27 protein-coding genes and 2 pseudogenes are annotated in these 20,238 nt (G+C 69.4%); 16 read left to right on the forward strand and 13 right to left on the reverse strand.

All coding sequences use genetic code 11. The features are described 5' to 3' along the window. Positions 1-283, forward strand: a pseudogene (locus tag OWR29_RS39800) (methyl-accepting chemotaxis protein); the annotation flags it as partial. 9 nt (positions 284-292) lie between these two features. Here the strand turns inward: OWR29_RS39800 and OWR29_RS39805 are convergent. Together OWR29_RS39805 and OWR29_RS48100 are read right to left on the reverse strand one after the other, a co-directional pair. Further along, positions 293-910, reverse strand: coding sequence for a TetR family transcriptional regulator (locus OWR29_RS39805; protein ID WP_267568740.1), 618 nt, complete (start codon positions 908-910; stop codon positions 293-295). A 239-nt stretch (positions 911-1,149) separates the two neighbouring features. After that, positions 1,150-2,265 (reverse strand): diguanylate cyclase domain-containing protein, encoded by a 1,116-nt coding sequence (locus OWR29_RS48100; protein WP_324291305.1) that lies wholly within the window; start codon positions 2,263-2,265, stop codon positions 1,150-1,152. A 378-nt stretch (positions 2,266-2,643) separates the two neighbouring features. Here OWR29_RS48100 and OWR29_RS39815 point away from each other — a divergent pair, with 378 nt between their 5' ends. The 6 genes from OWR29_RS39815 to OWR29_RS39840 all read left to right on the forward strand — a co-directional run bounded on the left by OWR29_RS39815 (position 2,644) and on the right by OWR29_RS39840 (position 6,221). Then, positions 2,644-3,180, forward strand: coding sequence for a PAS domain-containing protein (locus OWR29_RS39815; RefSeq protein WP_267568741.1), 537 nt, complete (start codon positions 2,644-2,646; stop codon positions 3,178-3,180). 288 nt (positions 3,181-3,468) lie between these two features. Then, entirely contained in the window at positions 3,469-4,026 is a 558-nt protein-coding gene (locus OWR29_RS39820) for a hypothetical protein (protein ID WP_267568742.1), read from the forward strand. A 732-nt stretch (positions 4,027-4,758) separates the two neighbouring features. Next, entirely contained in the window at positions 4,759-4,893 is a 135-nt protein-coding gene (locus tag OWR29_RS39825) for a hypothetical protein (RefSeq protein ID WP_267568743.1), read from the forward strand. A gap of 31 nt (positions 4,894-4,924) precedes the next feature. After that, positions 4,925-5,422, forward strand: coding sequence for a nuclear transport factor 2 family protein (locus OWR29_RS39830; RefSeq protein ID WP_267568744.1), 498 nt, complete (start codon positions 4,925-4,927; stop codon positions 5,420-5,422). Between the two features lie 66 nt (positions 5,423-5,488). Next, on the forward strand, positions 5,489-5,896 hold the full coding sequence (locus tag OWR29_RS39835) for a DUF302 domain-containing protein (RefSeq protein WP_267568745.1): 408 nt from the start codon (positions 5,489-5,491) through the stop codon (positions 5,894-5,896). 43 nt (positions 5,897-5,939) lie between these two features. Continuing rightward, the gene (locus OWR29_RS39840; protein WP_267568746.1) at positions 5,940-6,221 is read left to right on the forward strand and encodes a hypothetical protein; all 282 of its coding nucleotides are present in this window, start codon (positions 5,940-5,942) and stop codon (positions 6,219-6,221) included. Here OWR29_RS39840 and OWR29_RS48190 read toward each other — a convergent pair. Further along, a pseudogene (locus OWR29_RS48190) lies at positions 6,204-6,341 on the reverse strand (hypothetical protein); the annotation flags it as partial. The gene OWR29_RS39840 and the pseudogene OWR29_RS48190 overlap by 18 nt on opposite strands. Positions 6,342-6,535: 194 nt before the next feature. Here OWR29_RS48190 and OWR29_RS39845 point away from each other — a divergent pair. Further along, positions 6,536-7,417, forward strand: a complete 882-nt coding sequence (locus tag OWR29_RS39845; protein ID WP_267568748.1) for a helix-turn-helix transcriptional regulator — start codon at positions 6,536-6,538, stop codon at positions 7,415-7,417. On the opposite strand, the gene OWR29_RS39850 is transcribed toward OWR29_RS39845, so the two are convergent. Genes OWR29_RS39850 through OWR29_RS39870 form a run of 5 tightly spaced genes read right to left on the reverse strand, consistent with a single transcriptional unit; the run spans position 7,336 to position 10,538 of the window. Next, positions 7,336-8,316: a zinc-binding dehydrogenase gene (locus OWR29_RS39850; RefSeq protein ID WP_267568749.1), complete on the reverse strand. Its 981-nt coding sequence runs from the start codon at positions 8,314-8,316 to the stop codon at positions 7,336-7,338. The two genes, OWR29_RS39845 and OWR29_RS39850, sit on opposite strands and share 82 nt — an antisense overlap. Positions 8,317-8,357: 41 nt before the next feature. Beyond that, positions 8,358-9,326 (reverse strand): RNA polymerase subunit sigma-70, encoded by a 969-nt coding sequence (locus OWR29_RS39855; protein WP_267568750.1) that lies wholly within the window; start codon positions 9,324-9,326, stop codon positions 8,358-8,360. Between the two features lie 15 nt (positions 9,327-9,341). After that, positions 9,342-9,779, reverse strand: a complete 438-nt coding sequence (locus OWR29_RS39860; RefSeq protein WP_267568752.1) for an SRPBCC family protein — start codon at positions 9,777-9,779, stop codon at positions 9,342-9,344. Then, entirely contained in the window at positions 9,772-10,116 is a 345-nt protein-coding gene (locus OWR29_RS39865) for an ArsR/SmtB family transcription factor (protein WP_267568753.1), read from the reverse strand. The genes OWR29_RS39860 and OWR29_RS39865 overlap by 8 nt, the downstream gene beginning before the upstream one ends. After that, positions 10,113-10,538, reverse strand: a complete 426-nt coding sequence (locus tag OWR29_RS39870; RefSeq protein WP_267568755.1) for an SRPBCC family protein — start codon at positions 10,536-10,538, stop codon at positions 10,113-10,115. The genes OWR29_RS39865 and OWR29_RS39870 overlap by 4 nt, the downstream gene beginning before the upstream one ends. Positions 10,539-10,672: 134 nt before the next feature. On the opposite strand from OWR29_RS39870, the gene OWR29_RS39875 reads away from it, so the two are divergent. Next, positions 10,673-11,080 carry a RidA family protein gene (locus OWR29_RS39875; protein ID WP_267568756.1) on the forward strand — a complete coding sequence of 136 codons (408 nt, stop codon included), beginning with the start codon at positions 10,673-10,675 and terminating at the stop codon, positions 11,078-11,080. A gap of 19 nt (positions 11,081-11,099) precedes the next feature. On the opposite strand, the gene OWR29_RS39880 is transcribed toward OWR29_RS39875, so the two are convergent. Beyond that, a complete protein-coding gene (locus tag OWR29_RS39880) occupies positions 11,100-11,543 on the reverse strand; it encodes an SRPBCC family protein (protein WP_267568757.1) in 444 nt (147 codons plus the stop codon). 54 nt (positions 11,544-11,597) lie between these two features. Here OWR29_RS39880 and OWR29_RS39885 point away from each other — a divergent pair, with 54 nt between their 5' ends. After that, entirely contained in the window at positions 11,598-12,182 is a 585-nt protein-coding gene (locus OWR29_RS39885) for a TetR/AcrR family transcriptional regulator (RefSeq protein ID WP_267568758.1), read from the forward strand. Here OWR29_RS39885 and OWR29_RS39890 read toward each other — a convergent pair. After that, complete coding sequence (locus tag OWR29_RS39890; protein WP_267568961.1) at positions 12,179-13,057, reverse strand: RNA polymerase subunit sigma-70; 879 nt, start codon at positions 13,055-13,057, stop codon at positions 12,179-12,181. The genes OWR29_RS39885 and OWR29_RS39890 overlap by 4 nt on opposite strands. A 72-nt stretch (positions 13,058-13,129) precedes the next feature. On the opposite strand from OWR29_RS39890, the gene OWR29_RS39895 reads away from it, so the two are divergent. After that, the gene (locus OWR29_RS39895; RefSeq protein ID WP_267568759.1) at positions 13,130-13,678 is read left to right on the forward strand and encodes a dihydrofolate reductase family protein; all 549 of its coding nucleotides are present in this window, start codon (positions 13,130-13,132) and stop codon (positions 13,676-13,678) included. A gap of 16 nt (positions 13,679-13,694) precedes the next feature. Here the strand turns inward: OWR29_RS39895 and nagA are convergent, their stop codons facing one another. Next, complete coding sequence (nagA, locus tag OWR29_RS39900) at positions 13,695-14,879, reverse strand: N-acetylglucosamine-6-phosphate deacetylase (RefSeq protein ID WP_267568760.1); 1,185 nt, start codon at positions 14,877-14,879, stop codon at positions 13,695-13,697. Between the two features lie 38 nt (positions 14,880-14,917). Between nagA and OWR29_RS39905 the strand changes: the two genes are divergently transcribed. From OWR29_RS39905 to OWR29_RS39920, 4 genes are read left to right on the forward strand one after another with little or no spacing between them, the layout of a single operon-like run. Next, entirely contained in the window at positions 14,918-15,499 is a 582-nt protein-coding gene (locus tag OWR29_RS39905) for a TetR/AcrR family transcriptional regulator (protein ID WP_267568761.1), read from the forward strand. Further along, positions 15,496-15,834, forward strand: a complete 339-nt coding sequence (locus OWR29_RS39910; RefSeq protein WP_267568762.1) for a cupin domain-containing protein — start codon at positions 15,496-15,498, stop codon at positions 15,832-15,834. The genes OWR29_RS39905 and OWR29_RS39910 overlap by 4 nt, the downstream gene beginning before the upstream one ends. A gap of 9 nt (positions 15,835-15,843) precedes the next feature. Then, complete coding sequence (locus OWR29_RS39915) at positions 15,844-16,464, forward strand: DUF4865 family protein (protein WP_267568763.1); 621 nt, start codon at positions 15,844-15,846, stop codon at positions 16,462-16,464. Next, positions 16,457-17,122, forward strand: a complete 666-nt coding sequence (locus tag OWR29_RS39920) for a TIR domain-containing protein (protein WP_267568764.1) — start codon at positions 16,457-16,459, stop codon at positions 17,120-17,122. Before OWR29_RS39915 ends, OWR29_RS39920 begins: the two co-directional genes overlap by 8 nt. Here OWR29_RS39920 and OWR29_RS39925 read toward each other — a convergent pair. Further along, complete coding sequence (locus OWR29_RS39925) at positions 17,089-18,615, reverse strand: SDR family NAD(P)-dependent oxidoreductase (protein WP_267568765.1); 1,527 nt, start codon at positions 18,613-18,615, stop codon at positions 17,089-17,091. The genes OWR29_RS39920 and OWR29_RS39925 overlap by 34 nt on opposite strands. On the opposite strand from OWR29_RS39925, the gene OWR29_RS39930 reads away from it, so the two are divergent. Further along, entirely contained in the window at positions 18,607-19,491 is an 885-nt protein-coding gene (locus tag OWR29_RS39930; protein WP_267568766.1) for a helix-turn-helix transcriptional regulator, read from the forward strand. The genes OWR29_RS39925 and OWR29_RS39930 overlap by 9 nt on opposite strands. 84 nt (positions 19,492-19,575) lie before the next feature. On the opposite strand, the gene OWR29_RS39935 is transcribed toward OWR29_RS39930, so the two are convergent. Further along, entirely contained in the window at positions 19,576-20,178 is a 603-nt protein-coding gene (locus OWR29_RS39935; RefSeq protein ID WP_267568767.1) for a YdeI/OmpD-associated family protein, read from the reverse strand. Between the last annotated feature and the right edge of the window lie 60 nt (positions 20,179-20,238).

Below are 20,238 nucleotides of genomic sequence, written 5' to 3' on the forward strand. Positions count from 1 at the left end.
CGCCAAGGCGGTGGACGCCGGTGTCCGCAATTTTGATGTCGCCATTACCGCGTTGCGGCACATCGCTGAATTGGTAGCGGCCGCTGACCATGCGACACGCGAGATCGAGCTGTCGACGCAGCAGCAGAGCACCGCGGTCGAGCAGGTCAACATCGCGGCCTCGGATACGGCCAGGGTCACCCGTGAGACGGAGTCCAGCGTTGTCCAGACGAGGCAATCGGCGAATCACCTGTCAGCGTTGTCGGACGATCTTCAGGAGCTGATCGGCTCCGGCAAACGGTGAGTGGGCTTGTTAAGCCGGCGCCGATGGCGTGGTGGTGGGGCGCAGAAGCTGCATCAGTACCTCGGCCAGCGTCTTGGCGGAGGCTTGCGGCGATGCGGAAGGAAGGACGATGTGGCTGACGGTCAGCCGCACGATCGACTCGGCTGCCAGCGCGGCAGAGACGTCGTTCAGCTCAGGCGCGACGGCCGCGATCCAATCGCTGACAACCTGCCCAGCCATGTCCAGGACGGCTGAGCGAGTCGTCAGGAAGGGCAGAAGTTCATCGGCTTCTTTGCCGGGGCTGCTGAGAATACTTCGTACCAGCGGGTTGGCGGAGGCGTCGGTCAGTACAGCCGTGATAGTGGCTTGGGCTGCTGCTCGAAGGTCGGCCCCATGAGCGTAGAGCTCTTTGCGGACGACATCGACGAAGCGCTCAATTTCCGAGATGGCGATCGACTCGGCGAGGCCGGCGCGGTTGCCGAATTCGTTGTAGACGGTCTGCCGGCTGACGCCGACAGCGTCTGCCACATCAACCACCCGGACTGCGCCCCACCCTTGAGTAACGGCCAGTTCGCGGGCGGCCGCGATTAAAGACGCACGCAGCCGACCATGGTTGGCCTCACGATAGTCCAGCGGGGTGTTTCCCATGATTTTCAGAGCTTAGCGGCACTGTGGTGGACGGCCGGCGCGCATTACCTTGGGCGGCATCTGGGGCGACGCGCCGACCGCCTGCCCGATCGCGACGATCGGGCAGCTCCTCGCCAGATCGGGGGCGGTGATCCGTCGAGCAGGTCCGCGCTCGATGCGTCAGCCGGTGCCACGGGAGCTTTACACCGAGCGCTTACCCGTCAAGCATGTTTACACATCTCCGCTCTATGTCAAGCTGCTCACCTAGTGCTCTGCTGCTGCCCACGGGCCAGCGGTTGCCCATCGAACCTGTTCGCGTAAGGCTTGGCGGCGTACATATGCAGGTCTGCCTCCCTCATCAGCATGTCCAGCCCGGCGTCCGGGCTGACAGTCCCGACCGCGTGACCGATGGTCGCACCAACCACCGCTACGTCGTCGCCGATGGTGATCGGCCTGCCAATCACCTCCTGAATGCGAGACATCGCAGAGGGAGCGGCGTCGGCGTCGGCGCCCGGCAGGAGAACCAAGAATTCGTCGCCTCCCAGCCGCATTGCCATGTCACCGTCGCGCATGCAGGCGTGCAGTCGCCGGCCTACTTCCTGCAGCACAGTGTCACCGGCGGCGTGTCCCAGCGTGTCGTTGACGTTCTTGAAGCCGTTGAGGTCGATCAGCAGGACCGCGAGGGCCTGGCCCACGTGCCGCTGGGCGAACTCGGCCAGCTGGGCACGGTTGGGCAGGCCGGTGAGACTGTCGTGTGTGAGCTGCTCGTACAACAGTCGCCGCGTCATGTGCAGCTCTGTCAGCTGACGAGCGAACGCACTGGACTGGGTACCGGTCACCAGCGCGACCATCAGGTGGACACTGAGCGCGAAGACCGTGTCAGCCGGCGTTGCCGCCGGGTCCGTCGCCAGAAGTATCCAGGCATAACCAGCTGAATTGATGACCCAGACGGCGAGCGCGCCGGCCAGACCGTGCCGAATGGCCGCAACAACCAGGGGAACGACAAGTGCGGGCCATGAACCCTGGTCTCCGTGCACAACGAGCAGCCCGACGACCGTCATGACCACCGCCGAGTCGAGCACTACCTGCGCGGCGCTCCACCACGGGTACCAGCGGCTCGACGGGCGCGACCAGTTGATCGCAGAAAGCGCACAAGCAACTATCATCACCGGGATAGCGGCAGCACATACCGGCCTGAGATGGGCGGGAAGAACCTCAGCGGCCGGAAAGGCCCACCCCAGCAGGTAACACGCGGTGCCGACAACACCGAGCCCACGCGCCAGGAGAGCACACAGCTCGATCGCCCGGCGCCGACGTCGCAGCGATGCATCTCCGAGCCCGACCCCCAGTACCGCCACGGTGTCCCGACGACGCATCGATCTGCTCACTCCTGCCACATCAGCGCACTAACGACCTGCCATGTTGCGCTTACCGACACGCCATTGATCGGTGTACCGTGCAGCCCCGTTCGCTGGTGCCGGCGCTGCCAGCACCGCCAAGTCGGGCATCCCGTCCCGCCGAACCCTGTCTCCACCCGGCGAGCGGTATGCCTTCTAAGTGGCGCTGCTGCCACATACTTTCTTCTCTTCGGGCGGTTGGCCGGCCTGCTGAACGTCAGGATATGTACAGGCGCGCGCCGGCGTGGTCAGCCCGCGCATCTTTGTGCAGCTCGCTGTACCGTTACGAAGCGAACTGCTTTCCTTCGGGCGTGCCGTTACGACTCAATACAGCTGTCGGTGCGAGGAGGAAATGATATGCCGGACGGGAATGCTCGCGCCGTCGACATCAGTTTCCTCGAATCGATCCTGTTGCACCTTCCGGTGGCGGTCAGTGTCTTCGATCGCGACCTACGCTACGTACTGGCCAACAGCCGGGCAGCGCTACTCGACGGGGTCGCCGTCGCTGCTCATCTGGGGCGGCACTTGGTGGATGTGCTACCCGACCTGCCCGCGTCACTGCCAGTTGCCCATCGCGAGGTGATCGCTACCTGCGTCCCGCTTCTCGACCTCGATGTCGTTACGGCGACACCTGGGCGAGCGCACCCACGCCGTTTCCTGGGTAACTACTATCCGGTCTTCGACGGCGCCGCGGCGTTGCCGACCGGCATCGTCACGATGTTTGATGAGGTCACTGATCCGGCAAGCCCTGCAGGTCTGGAGGAGCTGACCGCGGAACGTGCGGCCCCGTCTGCAGCTGCTCGAAATTTTGAGTCCGGTTTAAGGCTGCGGGACGTCGCCACATCAGCAGTGCACGGGTATCGGGGCGGGTCTCCTCCGCGTCAGACGCGCTGAGGGCCGCGGTTGTGCTCTCCGGGCGACCCTCAGCGCGGGCCTGAACAAGATCATAATCTAAGTTGTCTGTACGAGCGACGACTTCGCAAAAAAGCAGCAGGCTGATCTACTTCTCCTGATTGCGAATGTTGCATCGATCAGCAGCTCGCTTCTTCGTCGCTGTCGCCTTTGAGTTCGCCGTAGCCGATCGATCGATGCAGAAAGCATGTCCTGGGACCGTTCGCTAGCAATGGGTACGGACAGTACACCAATTCCGACGGCGTCAGGGCCGCCGCCGAGTGCGGTCCGTTGATCGACAACGATGAGCTCCCCGGCTGGTCGCACGCCGCCGTCTCGCCGCGCGACACGGCCGAGGGCCGGGTGCGGGGCAATCACCTGCACCACAACCGCCAGACCGGTCTCGACTACGGCATTGAGCTCGAGCGTGACACAAGCGCGGTCATCGAGGACAACCGATTCGAGCACGCCATCGCCGCCACGGGCATCAGGACCCAGCAGTACGACGCTCGCCTCAACACCGTGAGCAGCAACCCCGCCCGGCATAGCTTCGACATGCACGGTGAGCACGAGGCACTGGCGAACAATCAGCCGTACGCCGGCGCCGTTATCCACATCGACCACAACGCTTCCGGCGACACCACACAGAAAGCTGTCGTCATCCGTGGCCAGCCGGCCACGGTCGCGACGGTGACCGGCAAACTGCTTCGCCCGCGCCACCCCGGCTCTCTCGGTCGAGCAAAATCAGCCCTATCCGGACGCACCGCTGGGCAACTGGTCGTTTCGGCGAACACCTACAGCACCGCACCGGCCAACTGCTCCCCTGGCAGCCGTCACGTCAGCTGGTAATGTCGTCCGACGGCACCACAGCATGGACGGCGTTGGCGTCGTACACGTTCGACGTCTCCGAGGTCGGCTTCGGCGACCTCAACTGCGACGATCGCACCGACGTTTCTTGAACCACCGGGCATCGGTGGTACTCCTCACCCGGAGGCACGGGACCGCTCGTGCCCGGCGCACAATCCGGTGAACAGCTGGCGCAGCTGCGATTCAGTGACTTCGACGGCGACGGGCGGACCGACGTCTTCAGTTCCCCCAACGGCCGCTGGCGATACTCATCCGCCGGCGCGGCCGGCTGGGCGGACCTCGCCTCAGCTTCAGAGCAACTGACTGCCCTGCATTTCGGCGATTTCGACGGCCGGACCGATGTCTTCAGTGTCGCCGAACACCAGTGGCCTTACTCGTCCGGCAGACGGACCGCGTGGCAGAACTTGGCCAGCTCCGGTTGCCCCCGTCCGGTCTGTATGTGGCCGGCGACTTCACCGGTGACGGCAGGTCCAACGTATTAGACAGCCGATGCGGGACGTGGCGCCGACGATTCAGCCTACCTAGGACGACGCAGCGCGTCCTTGTCTTCGGGAAGCCGTTGTCCGTCGCAGGTGACCGCCTCTGGTGTCGGCGGCCCCGCCTGCCCCAGAGTGGAAGCACGAAGCCCACTAGCCGAGGAGCGCCCATGCCTTTGATCGTCCCTGGTCCGCGAACGGCCGCGGTCACCGGCCGCCCGGCGACGCGAGTCGCCCGGTGATCGCCCGGATCTGGCGCGGCGTGGTGCGCGCCGACACGCTCGCCGCGTACGCGCAGTATGTCGACGAGACCGGCGTCTCCCAGTACCGGCGCACCCGGGGCAACCGCAGCGCTGCACATCCTCACCCGTGAGCTGGACGACGGCACGGCCGAGATCTTGGCGTTGAGCACCTGGGACGGCTGGGCTGAGCTGCGCCGCTTCACCGGCGACGACGTGGACGCCATGGTGCTCTACCCGCAGGACGAGAAGTATCTGGTCGGCGAGCCGCAGCTGAACCACTACGACGTCACGCCGGGCCCCGGCTCGGTGCGTGCGGCGGCGGCGGCGGCGGCGGCATTCTCGGCCCATCGGTTCGCCGACGCGTACCCGGCGCTGGCTACAGACGTCACCTGGGTGGTCCAGGGTTCCGAGACCCGGCACGGCCGCGACGCGGTGCGGGCCTTGTGTGAGCAGACGCTGGCCGACCTCGCCGGCACCCGCACCGAGTTCCTGAGATTCGTCACGATCGCCGACGGCGACCGCGTCGCCGTGGACACCCTGGTCCGCTACACCGACCCCGACGGCGGCGTGACGGACGTGGCGTCGTGCGATGTGTACGAGTTCCGCGACGGCGCCCTGGCCACCATCACCTCCTATTTCGCCGAGCGCCCGCCGGCCTGATCTCTGCGCGCTCGTAGGGCAAACTGGACCGCGACACTTTCGCCGTCTTTCCGGACGTGGGCGTTCATGGTCGAGCCCCTCATCACCTCCGTGTCGCCTGCCGACGTCACCGCCACCGTCGCCGCCGTGGACATGGCGCTGCGCCGGCGCGCCATCACGGTGTTCGCCACCATCGATCACGCGGCCGGCGCCCGCGCGGCCGGACTGGCCCTGGCCGACGAGGTGGTGATCGTCTTCGGCAATGCGGCGGTAGGCACCCCTCTGATGCGCCGGGACCCCCGTATCGGCATCGAGCTGCCCCTGCGGCTGCTGGTCTGGGACGACGCCGGCGCCACCCGGATCGGCTACCTCGACCCGGTCCGGATGGCCGGTCCGTACGCGACCGACGGCGTGACCGAGACGCTGGAGCGCATGCGAGGCATCCTCGCCGCCGTGGTGACGGAGGCCGTTGCCGCTCTGACCGCCACGCCCTGAATCTTGGCCTCAGTTCCGGCGGCCGGGAACCGATAGCAGTGACGTGGCGACCTACGCTGTCCGCAAGGTGTGGATCGGTTACAGCGCTATCGGCATCGTGCTGACGGTTGTGCGGACCATCGTCCCCGAAGGGTCGCTCGGCGCGGGGTTGGTGACCTACTGCTATCCGGTGCTGACCGTCGCCGCCATCGGGCTCGGTGTCCGGTTCCACCGACCCGCGTGGACGCTGCCGTGGATCCTGCTGCTGGTCATGAGCGTCGCCGGCGGCGCCGGCAACATGGTCATGTGCGCTGTTTGCTCTCGCCTGCTCCAGGGCCACAGCTGAGATGTCCACCCCGACCAAGCGTGCACCAGTACGTTGAGCGACACCGATGCCGTACCCGCCACGCCCACAGGCGACGTCGAACAGCAGGCCGTCCGGTGCCAGACGCAGCCCTTCAGCCACTTCGGCCAGGCCTTGCCAGACCAGGGCGCCGGCATCTCCCAGCTCGGCCGGTATCCCATGGCGCGGGCCATGATCGCGTCACGAGTAGGCGAGGCAATCACGTCCGCGTACCACTGGTCGAAATACTCGCTGTCGAGCTCTACCGGCGCAGCTGGCTTCTCTGCTGGCATGGCGACACCGTATAGGTTGGATTCATGACTCCCCTCGGCGTGTTTCTGCGGGCTCGCCGTGAGCTGACCAGCCCCGAGGCGGCCGGGGTGAAGTCGGCGGGGCGGCGGCGGACGCCGGGGCTGCGTCGTGAGGAGGTCGCGCGGCTGGCCGGGGTCAGCACCGACTACTACACGCGGCTCGAGCAGGGGCGGGAAAGGCATCCCTCCCGCCAGGTCTTGGACGCGATTGCTCGTACGTTGGGACTAGATCCGGAGGAGGCGGCGCACCTGCATCGGTTGGCTCGCGACGATCGTGAGAGTGCCCGGCGGGCGATCCGCGAGACGGTGCGGCCGAGCCTGCTGCGGCTGATGGACGGCTGGCCGCACACTCCTGCCCTGATAGTCGACCGCCGCATGGACATGCTGGCCGGCAACCGGCCGGGGCGCGCCCTGTTCGCGCCCGTGTTCGAGCTGGACGAGCCCAATCTGGTGACGTTCGTGTTCCTCGAGCCGGACGCCCGTTCCTTCTATCCGGATTGGGACGAGGTCGCCCGCTCCAGTCTGGGGGCGTTGCGCGCGGCGGCGGGCGAGCTGCCCGGCGACGAGCGGCTGGAAGAGCTGATCGGCGAGCTCTCCGCCAGCGCGGAGTTCGGGCGTCTGTGGGGCCGTCACGACGTACGCGGGAAATCTCACGAGGCGAAGCGGCTGCACCACCCCGAGGCCGGCGAGCTGGCCCTCACCTACGACTCGTTCACCGTCGACGGCGCGGCGGGCCAGCAGCTCATCGTCTATCAGGCCGAGCCGGCCAGCGCCTCGGCCGAAGCGCTGGCCCGCCTGGGATCCGCTCAGGGCCGCAAAGCCAGCTTGCCGACGGAGGCGCGCGATTCCATCTCGGCCAGCACCTTGGGACCGTCGGCCAGCGAGTGAACGGCCGGCCGAGCCGGGGACAATACGCCGGCCGCGATGAGCCCAAACATCTCGCCCATGAGCTCGCCGAAGAGGTGCGGCGCGGCCTGGATCAGGACGCCGATGTTAAGGCCGATGACGTGGATCTGGTGCTGGTACACGAGTTCCTGGTTGGTGATCGCGGCCTCGCCGCCGGCCAGGCCGTAGACGACGACGCGGCCGGTGACCCGCTTGGCCGCGGCCAGACTCCCCGCCAGACCGGCGCCGCCGGCCGACTCCAGCACCAGGTCGGCGCCGGCGCCGCCGGTCAGCAGCAGCACTTCGGCAGCCAGACCGGGCGCCTGAGAGTCGAGGACGTGGTCCGCGCCCGCGTCCCGCACCACGTCGTGCTTCTCGGGCGACGCGGCAGCGATCATCGTGGCGCCGTAGTGCTTGGCCATCCGTACCGCCGGCTGGCCGGTCCCGCCCGCGGCCGCCTGGATCAGCACCGTCTGCCCGGCGCGGATCTCGCCCAGCGGTCTGAGCGCGGCCAGCGCGGTCGGCCAGTTCACGACCAGGCCCAGCGCCTGCTCGTCGGTCCAGCCGGGCGGCACGGGAACGGCGGCCGCCGCGGGCAGCAGCATGTAATCGGCGAACGCTCCCCCGGCGACCCGGGCGCCGATGACATGAGCGCCGGGACGCGGTTCGCTGACTCCGGCGCCGACGGCGACGACCTCGCCGGCGCCCTCGATGCCGGCCACGTACGGCGGTTGCGGGCCGCCGGCGAACAGGCCGCGCGACTGGGAGATGTCGACGAAGTTGACCCCGGCCGCGACGACCCGGGTCAGCACCTCCCCCCGGCCCGGGCTCGGCTCGGGGGCGTCGTTGACCAGGCGCAGGTCGCGCGGTCCGTTCAGGGATGTCTGTCGCAGGGCACGCATCGGCGCTCGCTTCCTCGGCTGGATGGTCGCGGGTCGACCACCTACAACCGGGCAGACCCTCCGATGCCGGCAAAGGGAGCGGTCAGCAGCGACGGATCTCCGAACGAGGTGATCCGGCTGATGCCGGCCTCGGTGACGGTCAGGACGCAAACGCCGTACGGCTGATAGGTCCCCTGCTCGTCCCGGAGGTACACCGCCGCCGCGGGCTGCCCGTTCGCGCTGGTGGCCGACAGGCGCCAGTCCCCCGGCGAACCCAGAAGATGATCGCGCAGGAACGGTACGCAGACCTCGCGGCCGCGGAACCAGGTGCGCAGCGGCGTCGCCTCCAACGTGACGTCGGTCAGCAGCAGGCGTTCCAGCGCAGCCGCGTCAGCGTTCTCGAACGCCGCGATGTACTGGTCGAGCAGCGCCCGGGCCTGCGGCGCGCTCGGTTCGGTGATCTCGCCGTCGGCCAGGGCCAGCTCGTCGAACCGGGCCCGGGCCCGCCGCAGCGCGCTCTTGACCGACGCCGTCGTCGTGCCGAGCATGTCCGCGACCTCGGCGGCCGGGAAGGCCAGCACCTCCCGCAGCAGCAACACCGCTCGCTGCCGCGGCGGGAGGTATTGCAAGCTGGCCACGAGAGCCAGTCGCACGCCCTCCCGCGCGGCCACGACGGCCGCGGGATCGGCCGGCACCAACGCGTCCGGCACGGGTTGCAGCCAGCGCACCTCGGGGCCGGCCGGTCTCAGCGGCGCGCCGGGATCCGGCTCGGGATCGCCGAGATCGGACGGCAGGACGCGACGGCTCCGCTTGCCGAGCTCGGTCAGGCACCGGTTGGTGGCGATCCGGTACAGCCACGTGCGCACCGACGAACGGCCTTCGAATCCGTCGTACGACTGCCAAGCCCGCAGATAGGTCTCTTGCACCACGTCCTCGGCGTCGTGGACCGAGCCGAGCATGCGATAGCAGTGCGCCAGCAGCTCACGCCGGAACGGCTCGGTGGCCGCCCCGAATCCCCCGTCGTCGGACACCCGTCCAGAGTGCCATCAATGCCAATTACTGATCTGTACGTCGTCAGGGGCGGGCGCGCCGCGGCCGGTCTCCACGAGTGACTTGAGGCTGAGCAGGTAGGAAGCCCACTTCGTGGAGCAGTGGTTCATGAATTCGACGGGCTCCTTCCAGCCCTGGTGCTCGAACAGGACGATCGTGTAGTCGCCGTCCTGGCGCAGCCTGAAGTCGATGGTGGTGCCGATCCACTCCTCGGGGCCCTCGGCCACGCGCCAGCGCACGTGTTCGCCCGGGCGCGTCTCCAGGACTTCCATGTCGAAGCCGCCGACGGGTGGGAAACGGAATTGGAGTACCCCGTCGGCCTCCTTCGTGTCTTTCGTCCACCAGGCAGCCAGGCCGTCCACAGTGGTCAAAGCGTCGTAGACCTGCTGCGGGGTCGCGTCCTTGACGCCGATGCGGTGCAGGATGTCAGGCATTGTTGTTCCTTTCGGTCTGGATGGTTTCGGCGATGCGCTTGATGCGGCGCAGGCGGGCGTCCCACTCGGCGCCGACCGCGGCCAGCTGGGTCACGGCGCGTTCGAGCTGGGTGTCGTCGACCTGGTAGCGCTTCTCGCGGCCGGTGGGGGCGGCGCGGATCAGGCCGACGCGGTCGAGCACGGTCAGGTGCTTGGCGATCGCCTGACGGGTCACGGGCAGGTGCCGGCTCAGCGTGGTGGCGGTGCCGGGGCCGCCGGACAGCAGCAGGTCGAGCATCCGGCGGCGGGTCGGGTCGCCGATGGCCGACCACAGGTCGTCGTCGACGGCGGTGGTCACGGCCGGACCCGCAGGGTGGCGACGTAGGGTGCGATGCGCGGCAGGAAGTAGTTCCAGCCGTTGACGTGGTCGCGGCGCGTCTCCTCCTCGCGGAATCCGGTCTCGGTGAGCTTGAGGACGGTGCCGGCGCCGGACGGGGTCAGCTCGAAGGTGACGAACAGCGAGTTGCCGGGGGTGGCGGCCTCGCCGGCGGGGTGCGTCCAGCGGAACGAGAACGTGCGTGGGGGCTGCGCCTCGACGACGGTGAAGGCCTCCACCTTCGTACCGCCGAAGGAAATTTCGCCGGTCGACCCGGGGACCGGTTCGTAGTGCGCCTCGTCGGGCCACCACCGGCTCACGTGCTTGGGGTCGCTGACGACCTCGAACACCACCTCGGGCGAGGCCTCGATGTACAGCTCACGCTCTATCGACCCGATCTCCATGCCCGCTCCTCCAAGTGCAACCTTTGGTTGCGTACGACACTAGCGGCCGCCGCGGATGCGCGCAACCAAAGGTTGCTTGACTGTGTTCCGGGAACACGGGTTGCACTGGGGGAAAGACGCGACAGGAGAACGACATGAGCGTGGAATTCCTGCACCCCGAAGGCATGCTGAAGCAGACCGACTACTCGCCGGTCGCCGTGGGAACCGGGACTCGGCTGATCCTGCTGGCCGGGCAGGCCGGCGTCACCCCCGACTTCCAGCCCGCCGCGCCCGATCTGGCCGGCCAGGTCGAGGCCGCGCTGCGCAACATCGTCGTCGGGGTGCGCGGCGCGGGCGGAAACGCCGGCGATCTGGCCCGGCTGACCTTCTACATCGTGGACTGGTCGGTCGAGATGTGGGACGACGTGCTGACCGGCATCGCCCGCGTTCAGCAGGAGGAGGGGCTGCCCAAGCCGGCCCCACCCATCACGATCATCGGCGTCCAGGCCCTGTTCACTCCGGACTTCGTGGTGGAGATCGAGGCTACCGCCGTCCTCAACTGAGTCCACACGGATGGAAGCGTCAGGCCGGGAGCCCGGGATCGTCGAGGACCGCGGGCAACGCCACGGTCAGCATCTTGGCCCGCACCGACCGCAGGAGCCGGCCCATGAAGAAGCCGCCGACGCCGGTGAATCCGGTGTGCTCCCAGGTGAAGCGGGTGCCGCCGGCAATGGTCCGGAGGCGGTAGGCGACGAAGCTCGGCGCGGCTCCCTCGTCGCCGACCCAGGAGTAGCGCAGCAGCGCCGGCGCGTCGACCTCGAGGACCTCGCAGTCGACGATTCCGCGCCAGCCCGCGACCGGCTTGGCGATGAAACGGAACTTCGTGCCCACGACCGGCGCGAAGCCCTCGGGGCGGCCGCCCTGGCCGGTCGTGGTCCAGCGCGGGACCAGCTCGGGGTCGGTCAGCACGCGCCAGACGCGCTCGATGGGATGCGGGTAGTCGCGGGTGATCCGGAACTCGCTCATCGCTGTCTCCTATTTACTGTCACTGTAAAAATACTGTAGCAGTAAGGTTGACCCGTGAGCCTGCGCGAGGACAAGAAGCGGCAGATGCGGCAGCACCTGTCCGACACGGCGACCCGGATGTTCCTGGAGCTCGGGTTCGACGGCGTACGGGTGGCCGAGGTGGCGCGGGCCTGCGGGGTGTCGGAGAAGACGGTGTTCAACTACTTCCCGACCAAAGAGGCGCTGCTGCTCGACCGGCTCGAAGGCACGGCCAAGGCCCTGCGAGAAGCGCTCGCGTCGACCGCGAACACGCCGATCGAGGCCGCGCTGCGTCTGCTCGACGCCGAGCTCGACGGGTTCGCCGGCGACCCGGAGGGCTACCGGCGCTTCGGCGAGCGGCTGCAGGCGGCGCCGTCGCTGCGGGCCTACCGCAACGACATGATGGACCGGTTCGTCGCCGTGGCGGCCGAGGCGCTGGCGACCCGCGACGGCGCCGACCCGGCCGATCCGGAACCGCAGATCATGGCGGCCGCCCTGCTCGGCCTGTGGCGCGTGCAGTACGAGAGCCTGCGCCGCCATCCCGGCGAACCGGCGACGGTGCGCGCGCAGGTGCGGCGGGCCGCGGACGTGCTGCGTAACGGGCTGGAGAAACCGGGCTAGGGGGCCGACACGAAGGTCACGCAGTGGCGGATCAGGCCGGCGCGCACGGTGAAGACCTGCAGCGAATGCGGCTTTCCGCCGACCGAGGCGGACAGCGCCGGGCTGCCATTGGCCGATGTGGGCGTCATGCGCCAGCCGGTTCCGCGCAGGGCGAAGACACGGCGCAGGAACTCGGCGTAGTGCTCGCGCCCGGCCAGCCACAGGTTCACCGGCGGCATCTCCAGCGCGACGTCCTCGGCCAGCAACCGGGCCAGCGCCGGCACGTCGGCCGCCTCGAACGCCTTCAGGTAGCGCTCGACGACCATTCGCTCATCCGGGTCGACAGGTTCGCGCAATTCGCTCAGTACGGGGCCGGCTTCGCTCAATGTCGCGCGGGCCCGTTGCAGGCTGCTGTTCACCGACGCCACGCTGCTGTCCAGAATCTGCGCGACCTCGGCCGCCGAGAACTGCAGCACCTCGCGCAGCACGAGCGCGGCCCGCTGCCGGGCCGGCAGCAACTGCAGCGCCGCCACGAACGCCAGCCTCAGCCCGGCCCGCTGTTGCGCGGCGTCGGCCGGATCACCCAGCCGCACATCGGGGAACGGCTGCAGCCAGGGCACCTCGCGGCTGGGTGTGAGCGGCGCGTACGGGTCGTCGCCGGCCGCCCCGAGCCCGCTCGGCAACGGCCGGCGCGCCCGCCCTTCCAGCGCGGTCAGGCACACATTCGTGGCGATGCGGTGCAACCACGTACGCAAGGACGCCTTCTCCGCGTCGTAGCGGTCAGCCGACCGCCAAGCACGCAGCAACGTCTCTTGCACCAGGTCTTCCGCCTCGTCGACGGAGCCGACCATCCGGTAGCAGTGCGCGAGCAACTCGCCGCGAAAACCGTCGAGCATCACGCCGATGAGTCTGCCGCCGCCCGCCGGTAAGTAACAGACGACAAGCCACCACGAGAAGGGACACCTCCCATGGGCGAGGTCATCGTCATCCAGTTCGCCACGCTCGACGGCGTCGTCTCCGACCCCGACGGACGCTGGGGCACCGGGCATGGCGGCTGGGCGTTCAAGCACGGCGCGGGGCCGGTCAGCGGCGACAAGTTCCGCCTCGGTGAGCGAATGGACAAGGGTGTGCAACTTTACGGCCGGCGCACCTGGGAACACTTCGCGCAACTATGGCCAACACGCGACACCGACTATGCGCGTTTGATGAACGGCGTGGAAAAGCGAATTGCGACGCGTACGAAGGTGGACACCACCGCCTGGGCCAACTCGGCCGCCATCGCGGGCGACCCGCTGGCCTGGGTGGCCGACGAGCGGACCCGGCGCGACATCGTCGTGATCGGCAGCCTGAGCCTGGTGCGGGCGCTGGCCGGCGCAGACCTGATCGACGAGTACCGCCTGGTCACGTTCCCAACCGTGGCCGGCGAAGGTGATCGGCTGCCGCTGACCGGCGATTTCCGGTTCACCGCCGCCGAAACAGCCGGCCCGACCACCTTCACTGTGCTGAGCCGCCATTGAGCCTTCGACCCGGCCTTCAGCGTGCTGGGCCGCCGTTGAGCTGCGGCAGGCGCTCGAGGACGGGGCGGCCGTCGGTCAGCACATCGCGAACGTGCAGCGCGTCGTCCAGGACGACCACGTCGGCGGCCTTGCCCGGGGTGAGGCTGCCGGTGCGGTCGGCCAGGCCGAGCAGGGCGGCCGGTGTGGTGGCGGCGGACCGCGCCACGCCGGCGACTGGCAGGCCGACGACCTGGATGGCGTGCCGCACCGCGGCGTCCATGGTGAGGGTGCTGCCGGCCAGGGTGCCGTCGGTCAGGCGGACGTCCCCGCCATCAGCGATGACCGGCACCGGGCCCAGGAAGTAGCGGCCGTCGGTCATCCCGGCGGCGGGCGTCGCGTCGGTGATGAAGGCGATGCGATCGGGACCGGCGGCGTCCACCGCGATGCGGACGGCGTCGTCGTGGACGTGCACCCCGTCGTTGATGATTTCGCAGGTCACCGCCGGGTTGGCCAGGGCCGCGCCGGCCGGCCCGGGATCGCGGTGGTGGAACTGGCGCATGGCGTTGAACAGGTGGGTGGCCAGCCGCGCGCCGCCGTCGAAGGCGTCCCGGGCTTGCACGTACGTCGCCTCGGTGTGCCCGACGGCGACGATGGCGCCGGCGCCGACCACTTGGTCGAGCAGTTCCATGCCGCCGGGCAGTTCGGGCGCGAGCGTTACGACGCGGATGTGCCCGCGACCGGCGTCGAGCAGGCGCCGCAGCGCGTCCGGATCCGGCGGGAGCAGGAACTCGCTGTGATGCGAGCCGCGCTTGGCCGGGTTGAGAAACGGCCCCTCCAAATGGATGCCGGCGATGCCCGGCTCCCCGGCGTCGATCAGGGTGGCGATGGTGCGTACGGCGGCGACCATCCGGTCCAGCCGGTCGGTGACGAGGCTGGCCAGCGTACGGGTGGTGCCGTGCCGCCGGTGGAAGGCCACCGCCCGCCGGATCTCGTCGGGGTCGTCGGTGGTGATCTGCGCTCCCCCGCCGCCGTGCATGTGCAGGTCGACGAAGCCGGGAAACAGCCAGCCGCCCGCCAGGTCGACCACCCGCCCACCGGCCGGCGGGCGCCCGCGACCGACCGCCCTGATCATCCCGTCGGCCATGCTCACCCACCCCGGTTCAAGGACGTCCGTGGGCGTGACGACGCGGCAGCCGGTCAGGGTGAGCACCGAGGCATTCATGATTGCCACCATACGTACTAGTAGGTATGGTCGCAATCATGACAACCGCCAACGACGCCCGTACCCGGCTGGTCGAAAGCATGGCCGACCTGCTGTGGGAACGCGGTTACGTGGGCACCAGCCCGTCCGCCGTGCTCAACCGCGCGGGCGTCGGGCAGGGCAGCCTCTACCACCACTTCACCGGCAAGGCGGATCTGGCCGTGGCCGGCATCCACCGCAACGCCGACACACTCACGCAGGCCGCACGCGAGGCGCTCGACGGCCCCGGCACCGCGTACGAACGACTCGAGCGGTTCCTGCTGCGCGACCGCGACGTGCTCCGCGGCTGCCGCATCGGCCGCATGACGCAGGATCCCGACGTGTTCACCGACGACCTTCTGCGCCAGCCGGTCGCCGAGGCGCTGGCCGGCGTCCGCAAGACGATCGCCGCCGTGATCGAGCAGGGGCAGGCCCGGGGCGAGTTCGTACGCGGTCTCGCCCCCGATGATCTGGCCGCGACCATTCTCTCCACCCTTCAGGGCGGGTATGTGCTCGCGCGGGCCGAACTCGACGAGCAGCAGTTCCACGCGGCCGTCCGCGGTCTGCTGGCCCTGCTGCGGGGATCGGTGACCGCTCCGTGATCGTCACCCGGCAGCACCCGTCGAAGCCGGCGCCGGCCTCGATCATCGACGGGCCCGCACACTACGAGGCCCTGGCCGCCCCGTCGGCGCCTTCCCGCGTCGAGGCGCTGCACGTGCACTTCGCGGCGGGCAGCCGGACCCGCTGGCACACCCATCCGTACGGGCAGCTGCTGATCGTCACGTCCGGCGCGGGCTGGGTGCAGAGCCGCGGCCACGCCGCCGAACCCATCGCGGTGGGCGACGTCGTCCGCATCGGGGCCGGCGAGGAGCACTGGCACGGCGCCGCCGCCGGATCCGAGTTGTCCCATCTGGCCATCCAGGAGCAGGAGAACTGAGGAGCTTTCATGCTCGCGATGCAGTACGAGATCACGCTTCCCGCCGACTACGACATGCGCATCATCCGCGATCGCGTCGCCGCGTCCGGTCATCGGCTCGACGACTACCCCGGGCTCGGTGTGAAGGCGTTCCTGATCCGGGAGCGTGGCGTCGACGGGGCCACCGCGAACCAGTACGCGCCGTTCTATCTCTGGGCTGACGCGGCTGGCGCGGCTTCCTTCCTCTGGTCGGGCGCCGGGTTCACCGCGATCCTGCGCGACTTCGGCCGGCCGGTCGTGCAGACCTGGATCGGAGGCACCGCCCATCAGGCGCCCGATGGGGCGGCGCCTGCTTATGCCGTACGACGGAAGACCTCGCTGCCCGGCGACGGTGACCCGGCCGAGATCGCCCGCACTGCTGACACCCGGCTCGCCCAGGCCGTGAGCACCGGCCAGGCTCAGCTGGGGGCGTACGGCATCGACCCGCGCACATGGGAACTCGTCACCTTTACCCTCCACCCGGAACATCCCGGCCCGGTTCCGGACGGGTCCGAGCTGTTCCAGGTGCTGCACGTCGCCGCGCCCGAACGCCGGCATCTGCCCGAACGTGTCGAGAAACGCCTGTCCAACAAGGAGCACGCTGATGTCTGACAGCTTGCTGATCCTGATCGCCGGCCCGTACGCGTCCGGAACCGGCGGCGACCCCGAGCTCATGCGGCAGAACCTCCGCCGGCTCGAGACCGCGGCCTGGCCCCTGTTCCGGGCCGGCCACCTGCCCATGATCGGCGAATGGGTCGCCCTGCCCGTGCTCGACAGCGCCGGCGCGACCGGCCCCACCGATCCGCTCGTCGAGCAGGTGCTCTATCCCACCGCCGCCCGCCTGCTGCAACGCTGCGACGCGGTCCTGCGCCTACCCGGCGAATCCCGCGGCGCCGACCAGGACGTGGCCATCGCCCGCGAGCGCGGCATCCCCGTCTACTACGCCCTTACCGACGTCCCCGGCGTTTCCGAAGTCTCTGGCGTTTCCGACGCCGCCCGCCACTCCGATCACTCCGGCTTTCTCAGCGCCGCCGGCCACTCTGACCGCCCCGGCGTTCCCGACGCCGCCAGCCACTCCGGCGTTCCCGGCGCCGCCAGCCACTCCGGCGTTCCCGGCGCCGCCAGCCACTCCGGCGTTCCCGGCGCCGCCAGCCACTCCGGCGATCCCGACGCCGCCAGCCACTCCGGCCGCCTCGGCGATCCCGACGCCGCCAGCCATTCCGGCCACGCCGAGGGTTATTCCGTCGGCGAAGGCTCGGCCGCGGGCTGACCATCGAGCAGCTTGAGTCGCGACTCGAGCGATGCCCGGATTCCGGCGACCGCGTCGGCGCCGACCGCCAGGCGAAGTGGCGGTTCCGGCATGGACACCACCTCGAGAACGGCGTCGGCCACCCGGTTCGCGTCGCCGAAGGCGGAGGCGGGCAGCTGCGAGAAGTCGCTCAGGAACTGGCCGACCGTCGGCTCGTACACCTCGTCGGGCGCCACCACGTGCAGCGAGGTGGCGAACTCGGTGGCGAACACGCCCGGCTCGACGATGGTGACGCGCGCTCCGGTGGGGGCGAGTTCCTGCGCGAGGGCCTCGCTGAACAGTTCGACGGCGGCCTTCGAGGCGGAGTAGAGGCCGGACGACGCCCACGCGAACTGACCGTTCAACGACGACATCTGCACGATTCGCCCTTTCGATGCGCGCAAGGCGGGCAGGGCCGCGCGCAAGACGCTCAAGTTCGCCAGCACATTGGTGTCGAACAACTTGCGAGCTTGCGCATCGCTGATCTGCTCGACCGCCCCGAACAGCCCATAGCCGGCGTTGTTGACCAGCACGTCCAGCCCGCCCGCGGCATTGATCACCTCGCTCAGAACCGCCTGCGCGTCCGGCGCCGTAACGTCCAGAACGACCGGAGTCAGGCGAGCGCCGCCGACGTAGTCCGCACCGCGCCGCTCCGCCTGAGCGTCGTTGTCCACCGCGCTCAACATGTTGGCGTTCTGCGCGATGTTGTCCGCCGCGCTCAACCCGTGCACGTTCCGCGCGATGCTGTCCGCCACGCTCAATGTGTGCGCGTTCTGCGCGATGTTGTCCACCGCGCTCAACACTTGCGCGTTCCGCGCGATGCTGTCCGCCACGCTCAATGTGTGCGCGTTCTGCGCGATGTTGTCCACCGCGCTCAACACTTGCGCGTTCTGCGCGATGTTGTCTGTCCCGCTCGACTCCTGCGCGTTCTGCGCGATGTTGTCTATCGCGCTCGACTCCTGCGCGTTCTGCGCGATGTTGTCTATCGCGCTCGACTCCTGCGCGTTCTGCGCGATGTTGTCCGCCGCGCTCAACTCGTGCACGTTCTGCGCGATGTTGTCCGCCGCGCTCAACTCGTGCACGTTCTGCGCGATGTTGTCCGCCGCGCTCAACCCGTGCGCGTTGTGCGCGATGTTGTCTGTCGCGCTCAACTCCTGCGCGTTCTGCGCGATGTTGTTCGGCTGGGCGGGGATCGTGCGGGCGAAGTCGGCCACGTCGGCCAGGCGGTCGGCGCGGCGGGCGACGGCGATGACGTGGGCGCCGCGGGCCAGGGCGCGCTCGGCGACCAGGCGGCCGAACCCTGAAGTGGCGCCGGTGATGAGCCAGGTCTCTGACATGGGTTTCTCCTTGCTTCGGATGTCGCTTCCATCCAGCCACGACGGGAAGCCGTCAGATGGCCTGGAAGTGGCCCTCTGAGGGCCACCCGATCCGTCGCCCCGGGCGGCGCGGGCGGGCACCATGAAGAGGTGGCGCACAACGACGAACTGAGCAAGTTCCTGCGGGTACGGCGGGCCGCCCTCACACCCGAGGCGGCCGGTCTGCCGGCGCCGGGTGGGCGTCGCGTGCCGGGGCTGCGCCGCGACGAGCTGGCGCTGCTGGCCGGGGTGAGCGTCGACTACTACACGCGGCTCGAGCAGGGACGGCCGATCACGCCGTCCGAGGAAGTGCTGGACGCTCTCGCGACCGCGTTGCAGCTCGACCCGGCCGAGCGCGCCTACCTGCACACCGTCGGCCGGGCCTCACCGGCCCGGCGCCGGGCCACGTCCAGGGCGCAGTCGGTGCGGCCCGGGCTGCTCGCCCTGATCGAGCAGCTGGGCGACACCCCGGCGTTCGTGCTGGGCCGGCGCACCGACGTGCTCGCGGCCAACGTGACCGCCCGGCGGCTGCTGGCCGACTTCGCCGCCATGCCGGCCCGGGAGCGCAACGCGGCCCGATGGCTGGTGCTCGACGAGGGCGCCCGGTCGCTGTTCGGCGACGACTGGGAACGGGTCGCGTCCGACATCACCGGAGTGCTGCGCATGGACGCCGCCCGGCACCCCGACGATCCCCGGACCGCCGATCTGGTCGGCGAGCTGTCGATCAAGAGCCCGCACTTCCGCCGCTGGTGGGCCGGCCGCAAGGTCGTCGAGTTCGGCCAAGGCCACAAGACACTGCATCACCCGCTGGTCGGCGACCTGTCCCTGCGTACGGAGGCGATGACCTTCCCGGGCGACCCCGACCAGATGCTGATCGTCTTCCTGGCCGAGCCCGCGTCCCCCTCACGGCACGCCCTCGACCTGCTCACGGCCTGGACCGCCACGGCCTCACCGCAGGCCGGCTCACGCGAGGCAGGCCGTCCGCACCGGAAGTGACGAATGGACCATGCATGCTGGCGCCGATCCGCGACCTCTGCGGCGGCACAAACGGTCGGGATTGCACAGCAGCGGACGCGGCCTCTATCGCGGTTCGGGTTTGGCCTTCTGCGGATAGAACGACTCGTGGCGGGCCAGCATGGCGACGAACTCGGTGATCTTGCGTTCGCGGGTCTCGGCGCGCTTGACGGCGTTGAGGCGGTAGATCAGCGCGAAGCGGTTGCCCTTGGTCAGGACGTCGAACATGGCCTGCGCGGCCGGTTCGGCGGCGATGGCGGCCAACAGGTCAGCGGGCACCTCGGCCTCGGAGGGCGGAGCGTAGGCGGCCGCCCATCGCCCGTCCGCCTTCGCGGCCTCGACTGCGGCCCGGCCCGCGGGCAGCATCCGGCCCTGCTCCTCCAGCCGGCCCACATGGGAGACGTTGCGCTGCGACCACGCGCCGCGGGGCCGGCGGGGCGTCAGGCGGATCCACGAGATCGACTCGTCGCCCTTGCGGGCCTGGCCGTCGATCCAGCCGACGCACAGCGCCTCTTCGACCGCCTGCTGCCAGGTCAGCGTGGTGACCGTGCCGCCCTTGCGGCCCAGCGCGAGCCACACCCCGGACGAACTGCCATGGTTTTCCAGCAGCCACACCCGCAGCGCCTCGGCGTCGGCCACGACCAGTTCTTCCAACTCGCGATCCGCCATGCCCGGCAGGCTAACGCCACCCTCCGACACTTTTGCGGTCCCGGCCGCCGCCCGGACCAG

Source organism: Paractinoplanes pyxinae (assembly GCF_026626335.1).
In the GTDB taxonomy this organism is placed as follows: domain Bacteria; phylum Actinomycetota; class Actinomycetes; order Mycobacteriales; family Micromonosporaceae; genus Actinoplanes; species Actinoplanes pyxinae.

Bases quoted from the DNA above. Each gene is read 5' to 3' on its own strand.
- OWR29_RS39880 (WP_267568757.1), bottom strand. From the start codon at position 11,543: ATGAGCGAGTTCCGGATCACCCGCGACTACCCGCATCCCATCGAGCGC.
- nagA (WP_267568760.1), bottom strand. From the start codon at position 14,879: ATGAATGCCTCGGTGCTCACCCTGACCGGCTGCCGCGTCGTCACGCCC.
- OWR29_RS39920 (WP_267568764.1), top strand. From the start codon at position 16,457: ATGTCTGACAGCTTGCTGATCCTGATCGCCGGCCCGTACGCGTCCGGA.
- OWR29_RS48100 (WP_324291305.1), bottom strand. From the start codon at position 2,265: ATGCGTCGTCGGGACACCGTGGCGGTACTGGGGGTCGGGCTCGGAGAT.
- OWR29_RS39835 (WP_267568745.1), top strand. From the start codon at position 5,489: ATGGTCGAGCCCCTCATCACCTCCGTGTCGCCTGCCGACGTCACCGCC.
- OWR29_RS39845 (WP_267568748.1), top strand. From the start codon at position 6,536: ATGACTCCCCTCGGCGTGTTTCTGCGGGCTCGCCGTGAGCTGACCAGC.
- OWR29_RS39860 (WP_267568752.1), bottom strand. From the start codon at position 9,779: ATGCCTGACATCCTGCACCGCATCGGCGTCAAGGACGCGACCCCGCAG.
- OWR29_RS39875 (WP_267568756.1), top strand. From the start codon at position 10,673: ATGAGCGTGGAATTCCTGCACCCCGAAGGCATGCTGAAGCAGACCGAC.
- OWR29_RS39850 (WP_267568749.1), bottom strand. From the start codon at position 8,316: ATGCGTGCCCTGCGACAGACATCCCTGAACGGACCGCGCGACCTGCGC.
- OWR29_RS39815 (WP_267568741.1), top strand. From the start codon at position 2,644: ATGCCGGACGGGAATGCTCGCGCCGTCGACATCAGTTTCCTCGAATCG.
- OWR29_RS39935 (WP_267568767.1), bottom strand. From the start codon at position 20,178: ATGGCGGATCGCGAGTTGGAAGAACTGGTCGTGGCCGACGCCGAGGCG.
- OWR29_RS39905 (WP_267568761.1), top strand. From the start codon at position 14,918: ATGACAACCGCCAACGACGCCCGTACCCGGCTGGTCGAAAGCATGGCC.
- OWR29_RS39890 (WP_267568961.1), bottom strand. From the start codon at position 13,057: ATGCTCGACGGTTTTCGCGGCGAGTTGCTCGCGCACTGCTACCGGATG.
- OWR29_RS39895 (WP_267568759.1), top strand. From the start codon at position 13,130: ATGGGCGAGGTCATCGTCATCCAGTTCGCCACGCTCGACGGCGTCGTC.
- OWR29_RS39805 (WP_267568740.1), bottom strand. From the start codon at position 910: ATGGGAAACACCCCGCTGGACTATCGTGAGGCCAACCATGGTCGGCTG.
- OWR29_RS39915 (WP_267568763.1), top strand. From the start codon at position 15,844: ATGCTCGCGATGCAGTACGAGATCACGCTTCCCGCCGACTACGACATG.
- OWR29_RS39870 (WP_267568755.1), bottom strand. From the start codon at position 10,538: ATGGAGATCGGGTCGATAGAGCGTGAGCTGTACATCGAGGCCTCGCCC.